Origin of the sequence: Streptomyces sp. NBC_01429 (genome assembly GCF_036231945.1) — a bacterium.
Lineage (GTDB): Bacteria > Actinomycetota > Actinomycetes > Streptomycetales > Streptomycetaceae > Streptomyces.
Window position 1 is genome coordinate 2520783 of the sequence record NZ_CP109599.1, and the last position, 16229, is coordinate 2537011.

Consider the following 16229-nt stretch of genomic DNA (forward strand, 5'->3'; position numbering starts at 1 on the left):
CGCCGCACATCCGAGGAGGGGCCCATGTCCGATCTTCCCCGTAAGGCGGTCACCCGCACCGCGAAGTTGGCCACGCTGCCGTTGGGCTTCGCGGGCCGGGCCACCTGGGGCCTGGGCAAGCGGATCGGCGGGAAGTCCGCCGAGATCGTCACCCGGGAGTTGCAGCAGCGCACCGCCGACCAGCTGTTCAAGGTCCTCGGGGAGCTGAAGGGCGGCGCCATGAAGTTCGGGCAGGCGCTGTCCGTCTTCGAGTCCGCGCTGCCGGAGGAGATCGCCGGGCCCTACCGGGCGGCGCTCACCAAACTCCAGGAGGCGGCCCCGCCCATGCCGACCCGCACGGTGCACGCGGTGCTGGCGGAGCGGCTGGGTGAGGAATGGCGCGACCTGTTCCTGGAGTTCGAGGACAAACCCTCGGCCGCCGCTTCGATCGGGCAGGTGCACCGGGCGGTCTGGCACGACGGGCGCGAGGTCGCGGTCAAGGTGCAGTACCCGGGGGCCGGGGAGGCGCTGCTCTCCGACCTGACCCAGCTGAGCCGGTTCGCCAGGCTGCTCGGGCCGCTGATCCCCGGGATGGACATCAAGCCGCTGATCACCGAGTTGCGGGACCGGGTGTCCGAGGAGCTGGACTACGCCTTGGAGGCCGAGGCGCAGCGGGCGCACGCGGCGGAGTTCGCGGACGACCCGGATGTGGTGGTGCCGGATGTGGTGCACCAGGGCGAGCAGGTGCTGGTCACCGAGTGGATGGAGGGCGTGCCGCTGGCGGAGGTGATCTCCGGGGGGACGCCGGAGCAGCGGGACCGGGCGGGGCAGTTGCTGGCGCGGTTCCTGTTCTCGGGTCCGGCGCGCACCGGGCTGCTGCACGCGGATCCGCACCCGGGGAACTTCCGGCTGCTGCCGCCCGCGGCCGGTGCCGGGGAGGAGCCGGCGGCCGGCGTCGAGGTCGGGGCCGGGGGCGACGAGGGCGGCGAGGGCGCGTTCCGGCTCGGGGTGCTGGACTTCGGGACGGTGGACCGGTTGCCGGGCGGGCTGCCGGACATCATCGGGGAGGCGCTGCGGACGGCCTTGGAGGGCGACGCCCAGTCGGTGTACGACCGGCTGTGCGAGGAGGGCTTCGTCAAGGGCTCCATCGACCTCGACCCGGACGCGGTGCTGGAGTATCTGCTGCCGATCATCGAGCCGACTGCGGTGGAGGAGTTCACCTTCACCCGGAGCTGGATGCGTGAGCAGGCCACCCGGATCGCCGATCCGCGCTCCCCCGCGCATCAGCTGGGCAAGCAGCTGAATCTGCCCCCGTCGTATCTGCTGATCCACCGGGTCACGCTGAGCACGATCGGTGTGCTGTGCCAGCTGAACGCGACGGTGGGGCTCCGGGAGGAGCTGACGTCGTGGCTGCCCGGGTTCCTGCCGGGGCCGGGGCCGGAGCCTGAGCCGGAGGACACGGGAGCCGGCGGCGGGGCCGCGATCGAGGCGGACGCCTGAACGGCCCGGCGGGGCCGGTCCTTGCGGACCGGCCCCGCCGGGTACAGCGACGGTGGTGACACCGCGCGCCTGAACTTCTACTGCATGACGGCCATGGCCAGCGCGCGACGGGCGCGCATGGAGACGCGCTCGGCGCGGCGCTGCATGCGCCGGGCGGAGACCAGGCGCATGGCCCGGCGCTCCACCGCGGCTTCCCGCAGGCGTTCGTTCATATGCGCGCGAGCCAGGGCTTCTGGAATGAGTTGCATCTCGCGGGTCCTGTTCTGACGCGATGCGTTCGCGCCCATGGTGCTGACAACTGGGGTGGCGGAGCCTGACGGCTCGCGCGTGGAAGAGGTCATCGGAGCCTGCTTCTGGGGATCGTGCGTGTAGGGGCGATCGATGGTTCCGGAGACGTTCATGCCGCGACCGGGTTCTTGCGCGGACGTCCACGGGGACGCTTCCGGGCCACGACCACGCCCTGGACGAACAGCTCGCCGCCCCAGACGCCCCACGGCTCGCGCCGCTCCTTGGCGCCGGCGAGGCACGCCTCGATCAGCGGGCAGGTGCGGCAGAGGGTCTTGGCGTACTCGACGTCGGCCGGGGACTCCGCGAAGAAGACCTCCGGGTCGTAGGCACGGCAGGGGACGGGTACGCCGAGGTTCTCGATGGCGTCGTCGAGCGCGGTGAGCGCGGTGAGGGGGGTCAAGGTGGAGTCCTCCGTGGGCACGGGCGGGGAGTTCGTTTCGGAAGGCGGTGCGGACGTGGCGTGCGCTTCGAGTTGCACGGCGGTGTCTTCCTCGTCTGGTCGGTCCGGCCTGTTGGCCGGTGTCTGCTGGTACCGGGTGTTGCTTGCCCGGAGGCCCCTTCTCGCCGTCCGCCCCGTTCGGGACAAACAAAAGGGCCGCGGATCCCGGGTGGGGTTCCGCGGCCCTGAAGGCGCCTGCCTGATGGTGAATCAGGCTGGATCACTCCAGGGTTCGAGCCCACGGAAGGCCCACATCGTGTGATGCTGCGTCTGCTTCTTTGCCTCGGCACCGGTCGCCGCAAAGGCATAGGCCGTGGCCTGTGCCGCCGCTACTCCTGCTTCCGGTGCCTTGGTCGGTCGCTCATTGCTCTCCAGGACCGGACGCTCCCGGACGGGGAGAGCCGACAGATCCACGGGACGGGCGGCAAGGGAGCCGGACAGTCCGCTGGCAATGAGTTCGGAACGGGAGGCGCCGAGCGAGCAGGCGGAGACGACCGAGAGACCGGTCATTTTCTCGGGGCTGGTGAAGCCTGTGTTGATGCTGATCACTGGAATCGCCTCCTCTCGGCGTCTCGAAGACCGGCCTGAGCCAGTCGTACGTATATGGACAAGTACAGCTGAGATAAGTAGAGCACGGGACAGGGGCTTCGGAGAAGCCGCCGTTTCCGTGGTTAAGAACCTATGGGGATTCGCGGGGCGGGCGCAAACTATTTTTTCGCCGCGTTCGCATCAGCTGTCCGTATTATCCCCGGCAAGGTCCTCACCTGCGCAGATCGCCAGCACATCCGCGCCGAAGCGGTCAAGTTTCCGGACGCCGACGCCGGAGATCATGGTCAGCTCTCCCTCGGTGCCCGGCACCGCCTCGGCGATCGCCATCAACGTCTTGTCGGTGAAGACACAGAAGGCGGGCTGGCCGATGCGCTCCGCCTGGTCGGCGCGCCAGTCGCGCAGCCGCCCGTACAGCGCCTCGTCCATGTCCGACGGGCACTCCTCGCAGCGCATGAGCTTCATCTCGCCCGCGTCGGTGAGCGTCTTGCGGCACACCCGGCAGCGCGCGGGGGCCCGCTGCTTGCGCCGGGCCGCGCCGCCGCGCTCGACGGATCCGCCCGCGCCCGGCCCCGCGCCCCGCGCGCCGGGGGCCGTGGAGCCCGGCCGGAGCCCGTTCAGGAAGCGGGTGGGCCGCCGGGAGGCCCGGCCCCCCGGGGAGCGTGAGAGCGCCCAGGAGAGGGAGAGATGGAGCCTCGCCCTGGTCACCCCCACGTAGAGGAGCCGTCGCTCCTCCTCGATCTGCTCATCGGTCTTGGCGTAGGTGATCGGCATCATGCCCTCGGTGAGGCCCACCAGGAACACCGCTTCCCACTCCAGGCCCTTCGCCGCGTGGAACGAGGCGAGCGTGACGCCCTGCACGGTGGGCGCGTGCTGCGCGGCGGCGCGCTCGTCCAGCTCGGCCACCAGATCGGCGAGCGTGGCCGTCGGCTTCGCCCGCACGAAGTCCTCGGCGAGCCTGACCAGGGCGGCCAGCGACTCCCAGCGGTCCCGGACGGCGCCCGAGCCCGCCGGCGGCTCGGTGGTCCAGCCCTTGGTGGAGAGCACCGCGCGCACCTGCGAGGGCAGCTCCACGACATCGTCGAGCAGCGCGTCGTTCCCCCCGAAGCGGGCGGCGCCCCGCAGCGCGGCGCCCGCTTCCCGCACCTCCTGGCGCTCGAAGAACCGCTCGGCGCCCCGCAGCTGGTACGGGACGCCAGCGTCGGCCAAGGCCTGTTCGTAGACCTCCGACTGCGCGTTGATCCGGTAGAGGACGGCGATCTCGCCGGCCGGGACGCCGGCGGCGACCAGATCGCGGACGCGGCGGGCGGTGCCCTCGGCCTCGCTGGGCTCGTCCGCGTACTCCGTGCAGACCGGCTCGGGGCCCGGGTCGCGCTGCGAGACCAGTTCCAGCCGGTGCTCGGCGGCCCGGCCACGCGCCTGGTTCAGCAGGCCGTTGGCCAGATGGACGACCTGCGGGGTGGACCGGTAGTCGCGGACCAGCTTCACGACCGTCGCCCCCGGGTGCCGGGCGCGGAAGTTCAGCAGGTGGTCCGGGGTGGCGCCGGTGAAGGAGAAGATCGTCTGGCTGGCGTCACCGACGACGCACAGGCTCTCCCGCTCCCCCAGCCACAGGTCGAGCAGCCGCTGCTGGAGCGGGCTGACGTCCTGGTACTCGTCCACCACGAAGTGCTGGTACTGCCGGCGCACATGGTCTGCGATGTCGTGCCGGTCCTGGAGGATGCCGACCGTCAGCAGCAGCACGTCCTCGAAGTCGATCACCGAGCGCTCGCGCTTCAGCTGCTCGTACATCCCGTAGACCTGGCCGATCTCCGCCGGGTCACGGGGCGCCTCGCGCACGGACTTGGCCACGGCCGCCGGATAGTCGGCGGGCACGGTCTGGGTGATCTTCGCCCACTCGATCTCGCCGGTCACGTCCCGCAGCTCATTGCGGTCGAGCCGGATCCGGCAGCGGGCGGCGGCCTCGGCGACCAGCTGGACCTTGCGGTCCAGCAGCCTCGGCAGCTCACCGCCGACCGCCTTCGGCCAGAAGAACTGGAGCTGGCGCAGCGCCGCCGAGTGGAACGTGCGCGCCTGGACGCCGCCCGCGCCGAGCTGGCGCAGCCGCCCGCGCATCTCGCCCGCCGCGCGGTTGGTGAACGTGACGGCCAGCACACTGCCGGGCTGGAGTATCCCCGCCCGCACCCCGTACGCGATCCGGTGCGTGATGGCGCGCGTCTTGCCCGTGCCGGCCCCCGCCAGCACGCACACCGGCCCGTGCAGGGCCGTCGCCACCTCGCGCTGCTCCGGGTCGAGCCCGTCGAGCACCGCGTCGGCATCGCGTGGCGGCGTCACGATCTGGCCGCCGCCGGATTCCTGCGGGAAGAGTGGGGAGTACGTTGCTGCTGTCACCCCGCCATGCTGCCAGGTCGCCCGGGCCCCCCGGGAAAGTTGTCCACAGGGGAGGCGTGATGGTCGTACCAATCCCATCAACGGCCCGGGGTGTTGGCGCCCGGAACCGGGCCGGGAATGGTCGCCGGGTCACGTACGTTCGACAGAGGGCCAGCGGCGTACCGGTACGACGGACGGCGCGTCCAGCGAGACAGAGGAGTGCGAGAGACCATGCCGGGCACTGTGACGATGTACAGCACCACGTGGTGCGGATACTGCCGTCGGCTCAAGGGCCAGATGGACCGCGAGGGCATCGCGTACACGGAGATCAACATCGAGCACGACCCGGACTCGGCGGCCTTCGTCGAGAAGGCGAACGGCGGCAACCAGACCGTTCCGACCGTGCTCTTCCCCGACGGCTCGACGCTGACGAACCCCTCCCTGGCGCAGGTCAAGGAGAAGGTCGGCGCCTGACGGCGCCCGCTGCCGCGAAGCCCCCGCCGGACCACCCGAACGCGAGGTGGTCAGGCGGGGGCTTTCCCGTACGTCTCAGTTCTCGGGCTTCGGCAGGGGCTTGCCGTACCACAGCTCCACCAGGCGCGCGGCGATCGAGATGCCCGCCGGGGGCAGGATCTCGCCCGACTCGATCGCGGTGCGCAGGTCCTCCCGGGAGAACCAGCGGGCCTCCTCGATCTCCTCGCCGTCCACCGTGATCTCCGAGGAGGTGGCGCGCGCCATGAAGCCGAGCATCAGGCTGGACGGGAAGGGCCACGGCTGGCTGGCGACGTACTCGACGTCCCCGACCGAGACGCCCGCTTCCTCGAAGACCTCGCGGACCACGGACTGCTCGATCGACTCCCCGGGCTCCACGAACCCCGCGAGCGTGGAGAAGCGGCCCTCCGGCCAGTGGACCTGCCGGCCCAGCAGCGCGCGGTCCTGCTCGTCCGTGACCAGCATGATCACCGCGGGGTCGGTACGCGGGTAGTGCTCGGCCCCGCACGCCTGGCAGCGCCGGATATGGCCGGCCGCCGCGATCACCGTGCGCTCGCCGCAGCGGGAGCAGAAGCGGTGCAGCCGCTGCCAGTTCTCCAGCGCCACCGCGTGCACCATCAGCCCCGCGTCGCGCGCGGAGAGCAGCAGTCCGGCCTCGCGCAGTCCGGCCGCACGCGCAGACTGGTCCATCCGTCCCGGCAGCGTGTCCTTCTGGAGCGCGAAGTAGCGGACCCCGGCCTCGTCCGTGCCGAGGAAGTAGCGGTGGGTCTCGGTGAGAGGCGCCTCGAAGGACGGGGTCATGACCAGTTCGGTCCGCCCGTCCGGGGTGTCGTCGATCAGCGCCTGTCCGCCGGACACCACGAAGACGCGGGTCGTCGGGTGGCTCCAGGCCGCGGCCAGCCACGCTTCGTCGAGACGGTGGTGCGCGGCCCGGTCGATGCCGCTGTGGGCGGTGAGGCCGATGGGTCGGTGTGCGGTGGCGTCACTGCTGAGGGTGCTCACAGGTAACTTCCAACTCCCCCGGGTGGGTCGGGTTTCGATCAGCGGAGTGTTCGGCGCGGGGCGGCGGCCGGGACGGATCCCAGGTCACCCCAGAGGTGGGCGGTGGTCTCCACGCCTTTGAGGAGCAGTTCGATCTCGATCTTCTCGTTCGGAGCGTGCCAGCCGTCAGACGGTACGGAGACGCCCAGGAAGAGCACCGGCGCGCCCAGCACGTCCTGGAGGTCGGCGGCCGGTCCCGAGCCGCCCTCGCGGGTGAAGCGGACCTTCCGGCCGAAGGCGCGGCCCATGGACCGTACGACCGACTGGAGCGCGGGGTGGTCCAGCGGGGTCAGACAGGGGCGGGTGGCCGCGCCGAAGGTGATCCGGTGGCGGATCCCGGCCGGGATCCGGGCCTCGGCCCACTCCCGTACGGACCGCTCGATCCGGTCCGGGTCCTGTCCGGCGACCAGCCGGAAGGAGAGCTTCACCATGGCGGACGACGGGATGATCGTCTTGCCGCCCGGCCCCTGGTAGCCGCCGCCGATGCCGTTGACCTCGGCGGTCGGCCGGGCCCAGACGCGCTCCAGGGTGGAGTAGCCGGCCTCGCCGAGGGTGGCGTGGGACGAGGCCGTGCGCAGCCACTCGTCCTCGTCGAAGGGCAGCTCGGCGATGAGGGCGCGCTCGGTCTCCGTCAGCTCGGCGACGCCGTCGTAGAAGCCCGGGACGGTGACGCGTTCGTCCTCGTCGTGCAGGGCGGCGACCAGCCGGGCGGCGACCGTGGCCGGGTTCGGGACGGCTCCGCCGAAGGAGCCGGAGTGGATGTCCTGGTCGGGTCCGGACAGCTCGATCTCGCAGTCGGCGAGGCCGCGCATGCCCGTGCAGACGGTCGGGGTGTCCTCGGACCACATCCCGGTGTCGGAGACGATCACCACATCGGCGGCGAGCCGCTCGGCATGCCGCTCCGTCAGGCCGCGGAAGTTCGGGGAGCCCGACTCCTCCTCGCCCTCGACCAGCAGCTTGAGGTGGACGGCGGGGGTGGTGCGTCCGGTGGCGGCCAGATGCGCCCGCACCCCGAGGGTGTGGAAGAACACCTGCCCCTTGTCGTCGGCCGCTCCGCGCGCGTACATGCGGCCGTCCTTCACCACCGGTTCGAACGGGTCGGTGTGCCAGCCGTCCTCGCGGGCTGCGGGCTGCACGTCGTGATGGCCGTAGACGAGCACGGTCGGCGCGGCCGGGTCGTCTGAGGGCCACTCCGCGAAGACGGCGGGGGCGCCGGGTGTGTCCCAGATCTCAGTGACCGGGAAGCCGGTCTCCTTGAGTTCGGCGGCGAGCCAGTCGGCACTGCGCCGCACGTCAGCGTCGTGGTCGGGGTCTGCGGATACGGAAGGAATGCGCAGCCACTCGGCGAGGGCGTCGAGGAAGGCCGTGCGGTGGGTCTGGACGTACGTACGGACGACGCTGTCCGGAGTGTCGCTCATGATGTCGAGCCTAACGGGCCCGGCGAGCGGTCTCGTCTGCCGGAGGCGACGGCGGCCGGTCCGCACGGGTGTCCTCGCTCCGGTCGTCGTGGGTGAGGAGACGCTCCAGCTCGGGGCGGCCGGGAAGGCGCTCGGGCCAGACGACCTCCCCGGTCCGCACGTAGAGGAAGGCGGCGGTCACGGCGGACAGCGGGATGCCGAGCTGCTCGGCCCAGGCGAGCCGGTAGACGGCGAGCTGGAGGGGGTCGGCGGTACGGGCCCGGTTGGTCTTCCAGTCCACGATCTCGTACGTGTACGACGGGGCACCGGTGGCCGGGTCCGTGGCCCGGTGGCGGTAGACGGCGTCGATTCGGCCCCGGACGACGCGGCCCGCGAGGGTGAGGTGGAAGGGCGTCTCCACCCGGTACGGCGTGCGGCGGGCGTACGGGGTGCGCTCGAACGCCTCCTTGAGCGCGGCGAGGTCGCGCTCGTCGGTGATCTCCGGCTCGTCCTCGTCACCGCCGGGCAGCTCGTCGGGGCCGAGCATCGGCAGCGGTATCTCCTCGAACCTCGACTCGACCCAGGCGTGGAACCGGGTGCCCCGGCGGGCCGCCGGCTGCGGCGGGCGCGGCATGGGCCGGGCCAGCTCCCGGGCGAAGCCGTCGGGGTCGGCGGCCAGCCGCAGCAGCTGGGAGGCGGACAGGGACGGCGGCACGAGTACGTCACGGACGGTGGCGCGGGCGCGGCGCAGCTCACCGGCGAGCGCGTCGAGGTCGCGGTCCCAGGAGGCGAGGGTGCGGGCCTCTTCGGGGGTGAGCGGCTCTTCCGGGGTGAGCGGCGCCTCCCCGGCCGCGCCGGACGGCGGCCGGGGGGCGGGGACGGGCGCCGGGGGCTCGTACGGATCGGGCGGGCCGGGTTCGTGGAGAGCGGGCTCACCCGGATCGGCGTCGTACGGATCGGGCTCGTACGGATCAGGCCCGTACACGTCCGGCCCGTACACGTCCGGCTCGTACGCGTCCTCCCGCAGCCCGTCCCAGAAGTCCGGTTCCCCCGGATCTCCGGGCTCCCCCGGATCTCCCGGCTCTCCCGCTCCGAAGTCCTCGCTCCCGTCACTCCCCTCGCTCCCGTCTCCGGCCGCCCGGAGCTCCTCCAGGTGGGCCAGGACCGTGGCCCCGGCCTCCCGGCGGCGGGCGAAGGACCGCGCGTCCAGCGGCAGCGGCCAGGGGTGCGGGGTGGTCTCCGCCGCCAGGGACGGGTTCTCCTCGGTCTCTTCGGGCTCGTCCGCCCACGCCTCGATCTCGCCGTGACCCGCCGCGCAGTGGTCGTGGAGGGCGTGCAGGAAGTCCGAAGGACCCCGGGGGCGCTTCTGGGAGGGACCCCACCAGTGGCCCGAGCCGAGCAGGAGGGAGCGGGGGCGGGTGAAGGTGACATAGCCGAGGCGCAGCTCCTCGGTGTGCTGATGCTCCCTCATGTCCTCCTTGAAGGACTTGAGGCCCTTCGCGTCCCACGAGACGACCCCGGGGAGCGTCGGGGCGTCGCCGCGCAGGGGGTGCGGGAGGACCTTGGGCTGCGCGGTCCACGCCTCGCGGGCCCTGGTGTTGGGGAACTGGCCGGTGACGAGTCCCGGGACGGCGACGACGTCCCACTCCAGGCCCTTGGACTTGTGGGCGGTGAGGACCTTCACGGTGTTCTCGCCGCCGGGCAGCGCGTTGTCGAGGCCCTTCTCGTACTGCGCGGCCGTACGGAGGAACCCGAGGAAGGCCAGCAGGCCGGCCTCCCCGTCGAGCGCGGCGAAGGAGGCCGCGATGTCGAGGAAGTTGCCGAGGGTCTCCCGGCGGCGGGCGGCCAGGGCGTGCGGGGACGCGGAGAGTTCGACTTCGAGGCCGGTGGTGGCGAGGACGCGGTGCAGGACGTCCATGAGCGGGTCGGCCAGGGAGCGGCGCAGCTCGCGCAGCTCGGCGGCGAGGCGGGCGAAGCGGACCCGGGCGGCGGCGGAGAAGGGCAGCCCGTCCTCGGGGGTGCCCGCCGGTTCCAGGAAGGTGTCGAGGGCGTCGGCGAGCGAGATCACCTCGGCGGGGTCGGTGCCCTCGACCGCCGCGGCGAGCCGCGCGTCGGGGTCGTCGTCCGCGCAGGCGCCGGCGGACCGGTGGACCAGCAGCCGGGCGCGACGGCCGAGCAGCGCCAGGTCGCGGGGGCCGATGGACCAGCGGGGGCCGGTGAGGAGCCGGACCAGCGAGGCGTTGGCGCCGGGGTCCTGGAGGACCTCGCACACCGCGACGAGGTCGGCGACCTCCGGCAGGTGGAGCAGCCCGGACAGACCGACGACCTCGACGGGCACGTCACGGGCCACCAGCGCGGCCTGGATCTGCGGGAAGTCGCCCGCCGTCCGGCACAGCACGGCGATCTCGGCGGGCTCCGTGCCCGTGCGCACGAGATGGGCGAGGGAGTCGGCGAGCCACTCGATCTCCTCCGCGTGCGTGCGCAGCAGGGCGCAGCGCACGCTGCCGTCGCGCTCCGCGCCCGGCGCGGGGCGCAGCGCCTCGACGCCCTCGTGCATCGCGCGCAGCGGCCCGGCGAGGCCGTTGGCGAGGTCCAGCAGCCTGCCGCCGCTGCGGCGGTTCTCGCTGAGGGAGTGGCGGGCGGCGGGGGCGCCGTCGGCGTGCGGGAAGTGGGCCGGGAAGTCGTCGAGGTTGGCGACGGAGGCGCCGCGCCAGCCGTAGATGGCCTGGCAGGGGTCGCCGACGGCGGTCACGGCGTGGCCCGTACCGCCGCCGAAGAGCGCGGAGAGCAGCAGGCGCTGAGCGACCGACGTGTCCTGGTACTCGTCGAGCAGGACGACCCGGAACTCGTCGCGGAGCAGGGCCCCGACCTCGGGTCTGGTGGCGGCCAGCTCGGCGGAGAGGGCGATCTGGTCGCCGAAGTCGAGCAGATCGCGGGCGCTCTTGGCCTCCCGGTAGCGCCCGACGAGTTCGAGCAGCTCGCGGCGGGCGGCGGCGGTCTCGGGGATCTTGCGCAGCTCGGCGTTGCTGAGCCTGACCCCGTCGAGCGCGGCGAGCAGCTCGGTGTCGTGGGCGGTGAGCCGGGCGGGCGCCACGAGGTGCTCCGCCAGCTCGGCGTCGAGCGCGAGCAGATCGCTGACCAGGGCGGGGAGGGTCTTGGTCAGGGCGGGATACGGTCCCGGCGCGTCCCGCAGGACGCGCGCGGCGAGCTGGAAGCGGGTGGCGTCGGCGAGGAGCCGGGCGGTGGGTTCGAGGCCGATCCGCAGGCCGTGGTCGGTGAGGAGCCGGCCGGCGAAGGCGTGGTACGTCGAGATGCGCGGCTCGCCGGGGGGATCGTCCCCCGCGATGGGGTCCGGATCCGTGACCCCGGCGCGGACCAGCGCCTTGCGGACGCGCTCGGCCAGCTCGCCCGCCGCCTTGTTGGTGAACGTGAGCCCGAGGACCTGCTCGGGCGCGACCTGTCCGCTGCCCACCAGCCACACCACCCGGGCGGCCATCACCGTCGTCTTCCCCGAGCCGGCTCCGGCCACGATCACCTGCGGGGCGGGCGGCGCGGTGACGCAGGCCATCTGCTCCGGGGTGAAGGGGATCCCGAGGAGCTCCTTGAGCCGCTCGGGATCGGTGAGGGGTACGGACACGGACATGTCGGGAAGGTTATCGGCCGCCACTGACAACGGACGGGGGCGGCAGGCGTGGCCGCCGGTCGCGCGGGTGTCTCGTTCCACGGCCGCTGGTCGGCGGCCGCGCGGGTGTTTCATTCCACGACCTGCCGCCCCTCCGGCTGCGCGCTGCACGACGCGCGGAACGCGCAGTGCGCGCAGTGCTGGCCCGTGGAGGGGGTGAAGCGTTCGTCCAGGACGCGGCCGGCCGCCGTGGTGAGCAGCTCGCCGACCCACTCCCCGGTGAGCGGTTCCTGCGCCTGGATCCTGGGGAGTTCCTCGCCGCCCTCCTTCTTGGGGGCCGGCTGGCGCAGCTGGACGAGTTCGGCACCGGCCGACGGCGGGCGGCGGCCGTCGAAGACGTCGTCGAGGGCGCCCTCGCCCACGGCGAGCTGGTAGACGGCGAGCTGGGGGTGGCGGGCCACCTCGTCCTTGGTGGGGGCCTGTTTGCCGGTCTTGAAGTCGACCACGTAGGCGTGGCCCTCCGCGTCCCGCTCCACCCGGTCCATGGAGCCGCGGATCCGTACTTCGTACGGACCCGCTTCGAGGGTGACGTCGAAGCCGTGCTCCGTGGCGGCGGGGGTCCGGCCGCCCCGGTCCATGACGTGCCAGCGCAGGAAGCGTTCGAGCGCCACGCGCGCGTGCTCCTTCTCCTGCTGGGACTTCCAGGGCGCGTCGAAGGCGAGCGCGTCCCATACGGAGTCCAGCCGGGTCATGAGGACGGCGAGGTCGGCGGGGGTGCGGCCGGAGGCGACCTCGTCGGCCAGGACATGGACGACGTTGCCGAACCCCTGGGCGGCCGTGGCGGGCGCGTCCGCCTTCACCTCGCGCCCCAGGAACCACTGGAGCGCGCAGGTGTTGGCCAGTTGTTCCAGGGCGCTGCCGGAGAGCGCGACGGGTCGGTCCCGGTCGCGCAGCGGTTCCGGCGCCCGGGTCGGCTCGTACATCCCCCACCAGCGGTCCGGGTGCGCGGCGGGCACGAGCACCTGGCCCTCGTCGTCGGCGAGGGCCGCGAGCCGGGCGAGGCGCCGGGCCGCCGCGTCCCGCAGCGCCGGGGTCGCTTCCGGGTCGACGGTGGTGGCGCGCAACTCCGCGACCAGCGGGGCGACGGCGAGCGGGCGGCGGGGACGGGCGGTGATGTCGCGGGGTTCGACGCCCAGTTCCGGCAGGAAGCGGGAGGGCTGGTCGCCGTCGTCGGCGGGCGCCTTGACGGCCGTGACGACGAGCCGGTCGCGGGCTCGGGTGGCGGCGACGTAGAACAGCCGTCGCTCCTCCGTAAGGAGGGCGCCGGGCGAGAGGGGCTCGGCCAGCCCGTCCCGGCCGATCCGGTCCGCCTCCAGCAGGGAGCCACGCCGTCGCAGGTCGGGCCAGAGGCCTTCCTGCACACCCGCGACGACGACCAGCCGCCATTCGAGCCCCTTGGCGCGGTGCGCCGTCATCAGCCGGACGGCGTCGGGGCGTACGGCGCGCCGGGTGAGGGTGTCGGCGGCGATGTCCTGCGCGTCCAGCTCCAGCAGGAAGTTGAGCGCGCCGCGGCCTCCGGTGCGCCGCTCGGCGCGGGCCGCCGCGTCGAAGAGGGCGCACACGGCGTCGAGGTCGCGGTCGGCGTTACGGCCACCGGCGCCGCCGCGCAGGGCTGACCGTTCGAGCCGCCCCGGCCAGGTGGTGCCCTGCCACAGCTCCCACAGCGCCTCCTCGGCCGTACCGCCGCCCTGAAGCAGCTCGCGCGCCTTGCGCAGCAGCGCGCCGAGCCGCTGCGCGCCCCTGGCGTACGCGGGATCGTGCGCCACCAGCCGCTCCGGCTCCGCGACGGCCCGCGCCAGCAGTACGTCGGACGGCGCGGGCACCGCCACCCCGCCGGCCCGCTCCTCGTCCCGCAGGGCCCGCCCGAGGCGCCGCAGATCGGCCGTGTCCATGCCGCCGAGGGGCGACGCGAGAAGGGTGAGGGCGGTCTCGGCATCGAGCCACGCGCCCTCCCCGGGTTCGACGAGGTCGGTGGGGTCAGTGAGGTCGGTGGGGTCAACAGGATCAGCGGAGTCGACAGGATCAGTGGGGTCGGCGGGATCGGCGGAGTCGGCGCGATCCGTCGGCCCCGTGGCCTCCGCCGCGGCCCGCAGCGACGCCCTGGCCACCGCCCTCAGCGCCGTCAGCAGCGGGGCCACCGCCGGCTCGTGGCGCAGCGGAACGTCGTCGCCGTCCACCTCCAGCGGAACGCCCGCCGAGGTCAGGGCGCGGCGGATCGAGGGGATGGTGCGGCCGCCGGCACGCACCAGCACGGCCATGTCCTGCCACGGAACCCCGTCCTCCAGATGGGCGCGGCGCAGGATGTCGGCGATGTTGTCCAGCTCCGCCGACGGGGTGGGGAAGGTGTACGTCTCGACCCGGCCGCCCTCCCGTACCGCCGTCGGCTCGCGGTGCGTGCGTACCTTCTCGGCGGGGAGCCGGGTCAGCGGCATCCGGCGGGTCAGCAGCCGGGTCGCCGCCAGCAGCCGGTCGCCCGAGCGGCGGGAGGTGGTGAGCACCTCGACCGGCGCCGGGCGGCCGTCGGAGCGCGGGAAGGCGTCGGGGAAGTCGAGGATGCCGTTCACATCGGCGCCCCGGAAGGCGTAGATCGACTGGTCGGGGTCGCCGAAGGCGACCAGGGTGCGGCCCCGGCCCGCCACCGCGTGCAACAGCCTGACCTGCGCCGGGTCGGTGTCCTGGTACTCGTCGACGAACACCGCGTCGTACCCGGCGACGATCCGCGCGGCGACCTCCGGGCGCTCCGCGAGCAGCACCGCGCGGTGCACCAGCTCCGCGTAGTCCAGCACCCCCTGCATGTCCAGGACATCCAGGTACTCGGCGAGGAAGGCCGCGGCGGCCCCCCAGTCGGGCCGCCCGGTGCGCCGCGCGAACGCCGCCAGGGCGTCGGGTCCGAGCCCCAGTTCGCGGCTGCGGGCGAGGACGGCCCGTACCTCGTCGGCGAAGCCGCGCGTGGTCAGGCACGCCCGCAGCTCGTCCGGCCAGCGCACCCGCTGGTGCCCCTCGCGCTCCAGTTGGAGCTGGCCCGCGAGGAGATCGCGTACGGCCACGTCCTGCTCGGGCCCGGAGAGCAGCCGCAGCGGTTCGCTGAACAGCTCGGCCTCCTGGTGCGCGCGGATCAGGGCGTAGCAGAAGGAGTGGAAGGTGGTCGCCTGCGGCGCGCGCGCGGCGCCGAGCCGGACGGCCATCCGGTCGCGCAGCTCCACCGCCGCCTTGCGGCTGAAGGTCAGGACGAGGATCCGTTCGGGGGCGGTGCCCCGGGCGACCCGCCGGGCGACGGATTCCACCAGCGTCGTCGTCTTGCCCGTGCCCGGCCCGGCCAGCACCAGCATCGGTCCGGCCCCATGGTCAACCACACGGCGCTGCGCTGCGTCCAGCACAGGAGGATCCACCGCGACCGGCGCGGTGCGTACCAGCCGGTACGTACCCGACGGCCGCTGCCCTGCCCGGCGGTACGGAGCACGCCGGGTGACGGGCCCGGGGGCGGCCCCGGGCGGAGAACCGGTGGAAGACCCGGTGGATGAAGGGAAGCTCACGTGGATCGCCGGTCCTGGAAGGGGTGCTGGTGGTGACGGAGCCCGGGCACGAGACGGGTGTCCGTGCCCGGGCCGGAGCGCCCGCGGTGCTGAGGGCACCGGTGGGGCGCGGGGTGCGGCTGGTGTGTGCCGACGACGCTACGCCGTCGGGCGGCCGGGCCGCGTACCGCCCGTCGCCCGGAGGCCGCTCATCCGGAGGCCGCCCGCCCGGAGGCGGCTCACCGGGAGGCCGCCGCACCCGACCGCCGCGTCAGCCGTACGGTCCTTCGGTCCTGCCCGGCGACTCCCGCCGGACGGCCGGATGCCGGAAGCTGTCATATGTGAGCCATATCGCCCGTGCCCGCGCCGTCCCACCGCGCCCGCTTCATGTCCAGGCGCGGCAGATGCCCCTCCGCCGTACGCGCGGCCTCGCGCAGCGGCGTGCCCTCCTCGCGGTAGCGGTCCAGGGCCCGCAGCTCGTGCCCCGCCAGCAGCGCGCCGTCGGAGCGGACCACACGCCACCAGGGCACGGCGGCGCCGTAGAGCGCCATGGCCCGGCCCACCTGACGCGGGCCTCCGTCGCCGAGCCACTCCGCGACATCGCCGTACGTCATCACTCTTCCGGGCGGGATCAGCTCGGCGACATCCAGCACCCGTTCCGCGTAGTCGGGCAGCCGCGCCGCCCCCTCGCCCACCGGCTCCCCGGTCCCCTCGGCTTCCGCCGCTTCCCCGGCATCGTCGTTCCTCATCCGCTCCATCCTGCCGCACCCCACCGACAGCGGGCCACGGGCGGCCCGCCCACCGTGTCCCCGCGCGTACCGGCGGTCACCTCGGGCACGTACGCGCGCAAAGGGCCGCAACTCGCGCGTCCGATGCCCCCGCAATGCACCCTGATGCCCCCGTCTGTCATCCGCTCGTGCCACCATCATCCGGGCGGTGACTGGTGATACGAGATCAAGAAGAGACCGATTCGGCGGAGGGAC

The 16229-nt window shown here is 73.5% G+C and carries 11 protein-coding genes; 2 read left to right on the top strand and 9 right to left on the bottom strand.

All coding sequences use genetic code 11. The features are described from left to right. The first annotated feature begins 24 nt into the window (after positions 1 to 24). The gene (locus tag OG627_RS10550) at positions 25 to 1479 is read left to right on the top strand and encodes an ABC1 kinase family protein (protein WP_329063730.1); all 1455 of its coding nucleotides are present in this window, start codon (positions 25 to 27) and stop codon (positions 1477 to 1479) included. A gap of 77 nt (positions 1480 to 1556) precedes the next feature. Here OG627_RS10550 and OG627_RS10555 read toward each other — a convergent pair whose 3' ends face one another. From OG627_RS10555 to OG627_RS10570, 4 genes are all read right to left on the bottom strand, one after another. Beyond that, positions 1557 to 1880 (bottom strand): hypothetical protein, encoded by a 324-nt coding sequence (locus OG627_RS10555; RefSeq protein WP_329063732.1) that lies wholly within the window; start codon positions 1878 to 1880, stop codon positions 1557 to 1559. Beyond that, positions 1877 to 2245, bottom strand: a complete 369-nt coding sequence (locus OG627_RS10560; RefSeq protein ID WP_329063734.1) for a WhiB family transcriptional regulator — start codon at positions 2243 to 2245, stop codon at positions 1877 to 1879. The genes OG627_RS10555 and OG627_RS10560 overlap by 4 nt, the downstream gene beginning before the upstream one ends. Before the next feature lie 171 nt (positions 2246 to 2416). Continuing rightward, positions 2417 to 2755: a hypothetical protein gene (locus OG627_RS10565; protein ID WP_329063736.1), complete on the bottom strand. Its 339-nt coding sequence runs from the start codon at positions 2753 to 2755 to the stop codon at positions 2417 to 2419. A gap of 180 nt (positions 2756 to 2935) precedes the next feature. Further along, positions 2936 to 5221: an ATP-dependent DNA helicase UvrD2 gene (locus OG627_RS10570; RefSeq protein ID WP_329063738.1), complete on the bottom strand. Its 2286-nt coding sequence runs from the start codon at positions 5219 to 5221 to the stop codon at positions 2936 to 2938. 132 nt (positions 5222 to 5353) lie between these two features. Here OG627_RS10570 and OG627_RS10575 point away from each other — a divergent pair, with 132 nt between their 5' ends. Further along, positions 5354 to 5596, top strand: coding sequence for a mycoredoxin (locus OG627_RS10575; protein ID WP_329063740.1), 243 nt, complete (start codon positions 5354 to 5356; stop codon positions 5594 to 5596). A gap of 75 nt (positions 5597 to 5671) precedes the next feature. On the opposite strand, the gene nudC is transcribed toward OG627_RS10575, so the two are convergent. The 5 genes from nudC to OG627_RS10600 all read right to left on the bottom strand — a co-directional run bounded on the left by nudC (position 5672) and on the right by OG627_RS10600 (position 15995). Beyond that, positions 5672 to 6616, bottom strand: coding sequence for an NAD(+) diphosphatase (gene nudC, locus OG627_RS10580; RefSeq protein ID WP_329063742.1), 945 nt, complete (start codon positions 6614 to 6616; stop codon positions 5672 to 5674). A 38-nt stretch (positions 6617 to 6654) separates the two neighbouring features. After that, on the bottom strand, positions 6655 to 8073 hold the full coding sequence (locus OG627_RS10585; protein ID WP_329063744.1) for a dipeptidase: 1419 nt from the start codon (positions 8071 to 8073) through the stop codon (positions 6655 to 6657). 10 nt (positions 8074 to 8083) lie between these two features. Further along, positions 8084 to 11695 carry a UvrD-helicase domain-containing protein gene (locus OG627_RS10590; protein WP_443073448.1) on the bottom strand — a complete coding sequence of 1204 codons (3612 nt, stop codon included), beginning with the start codon at positions 11693 to 11695 and terminating at the stop codon, positions 8084 to 8086. A gap of 110 nt (positions 11696 to 11805) precedes the next feature. Next, complete coding sequence (locus OG627_RS10595; protein WP_329072554.1) at positions 11806 to 15063, bottom strand: ATP-dependent helicase; 3258 nt, start codon at positions 15061 to 15063, stop codon at positions 11806 to 11808. Between the two features lie 518 nt (positions 15064 to 15581). Beyond that, complete coding sequence (locus OG627_RS10600) at positions 15582 to 15995, bottom strand: MGMT family protein (RefSeq protein WP_329063746.1); 414 nt, start codon at positions 15993 to 15995, stop codon at positions 15582 to 15584. Positions 15996 to 16229 lie beyond the last annotated feature (234 nt).

What these genes read in the sequence shown, in the direction of transcription:
- OG627_RS10555 (WP_329063732.1), bottom strand. Translation starts at nt 1,880, where the DNA reads ATGAACGTCTCCGGAACCATCGATCGCCCCTACACGCACGATCCCCAG.
- OG627_RS10585 (WP_329063744.1), bottom strand. Translation starts at nt 8,073, where the DNA reads ATGAGCGACACTCCGGACAGCGTCGTCCGTACGTACGTCCAGACCCAC.
- OG627_RS10595 (WP_329072554.1), bottom strand. Translation starts at nt 15,063, where the DNA reads ATGCTGGTGCTGGCCGGGCCGGGCACGGGCAAGACGACGACGCTGGTG.
- OG627_RS10590 (WP_443073448.1), bottom strand. Translation starts at nt 11,695, where the DNA reads ATGTCCGTGTCCGTACCCCTCACCGATCCCGAGCGGCTCAAGGAGCTC.
- OG627_RS10600 (WP_329063746.1), bottom strand. Translation starts at nt 15,995, where the DNA reads ATGAGGAACGACGATGCCGGGGAAGCGGCGGAAGCCGAGGGGACCGGG.
- OG627_RS10550 (WP_329063730.1), top strand. Translation starts at nt 25, where the DNA reads ATGTCCGATCTTCCCCGTAAGGCGGTCACCCGCACCGCGAAGTTGGCC.
- OG627_RS10575 (WP_329063740.1), top strand. Translation starts at nt 5,354, where the DNA reads ATGCCGGGCACTGTGACGATGTACAGCACCACGTGGTGCGGATACTGC.
- OG627_RS10570 (WP_329063738.1), bottom strand. Translation starts at nt 5,221, where the DNA reads ATGGGATTGGTACGACCATCACGCCTCCCCTGTGGACAACTTTCCCGG.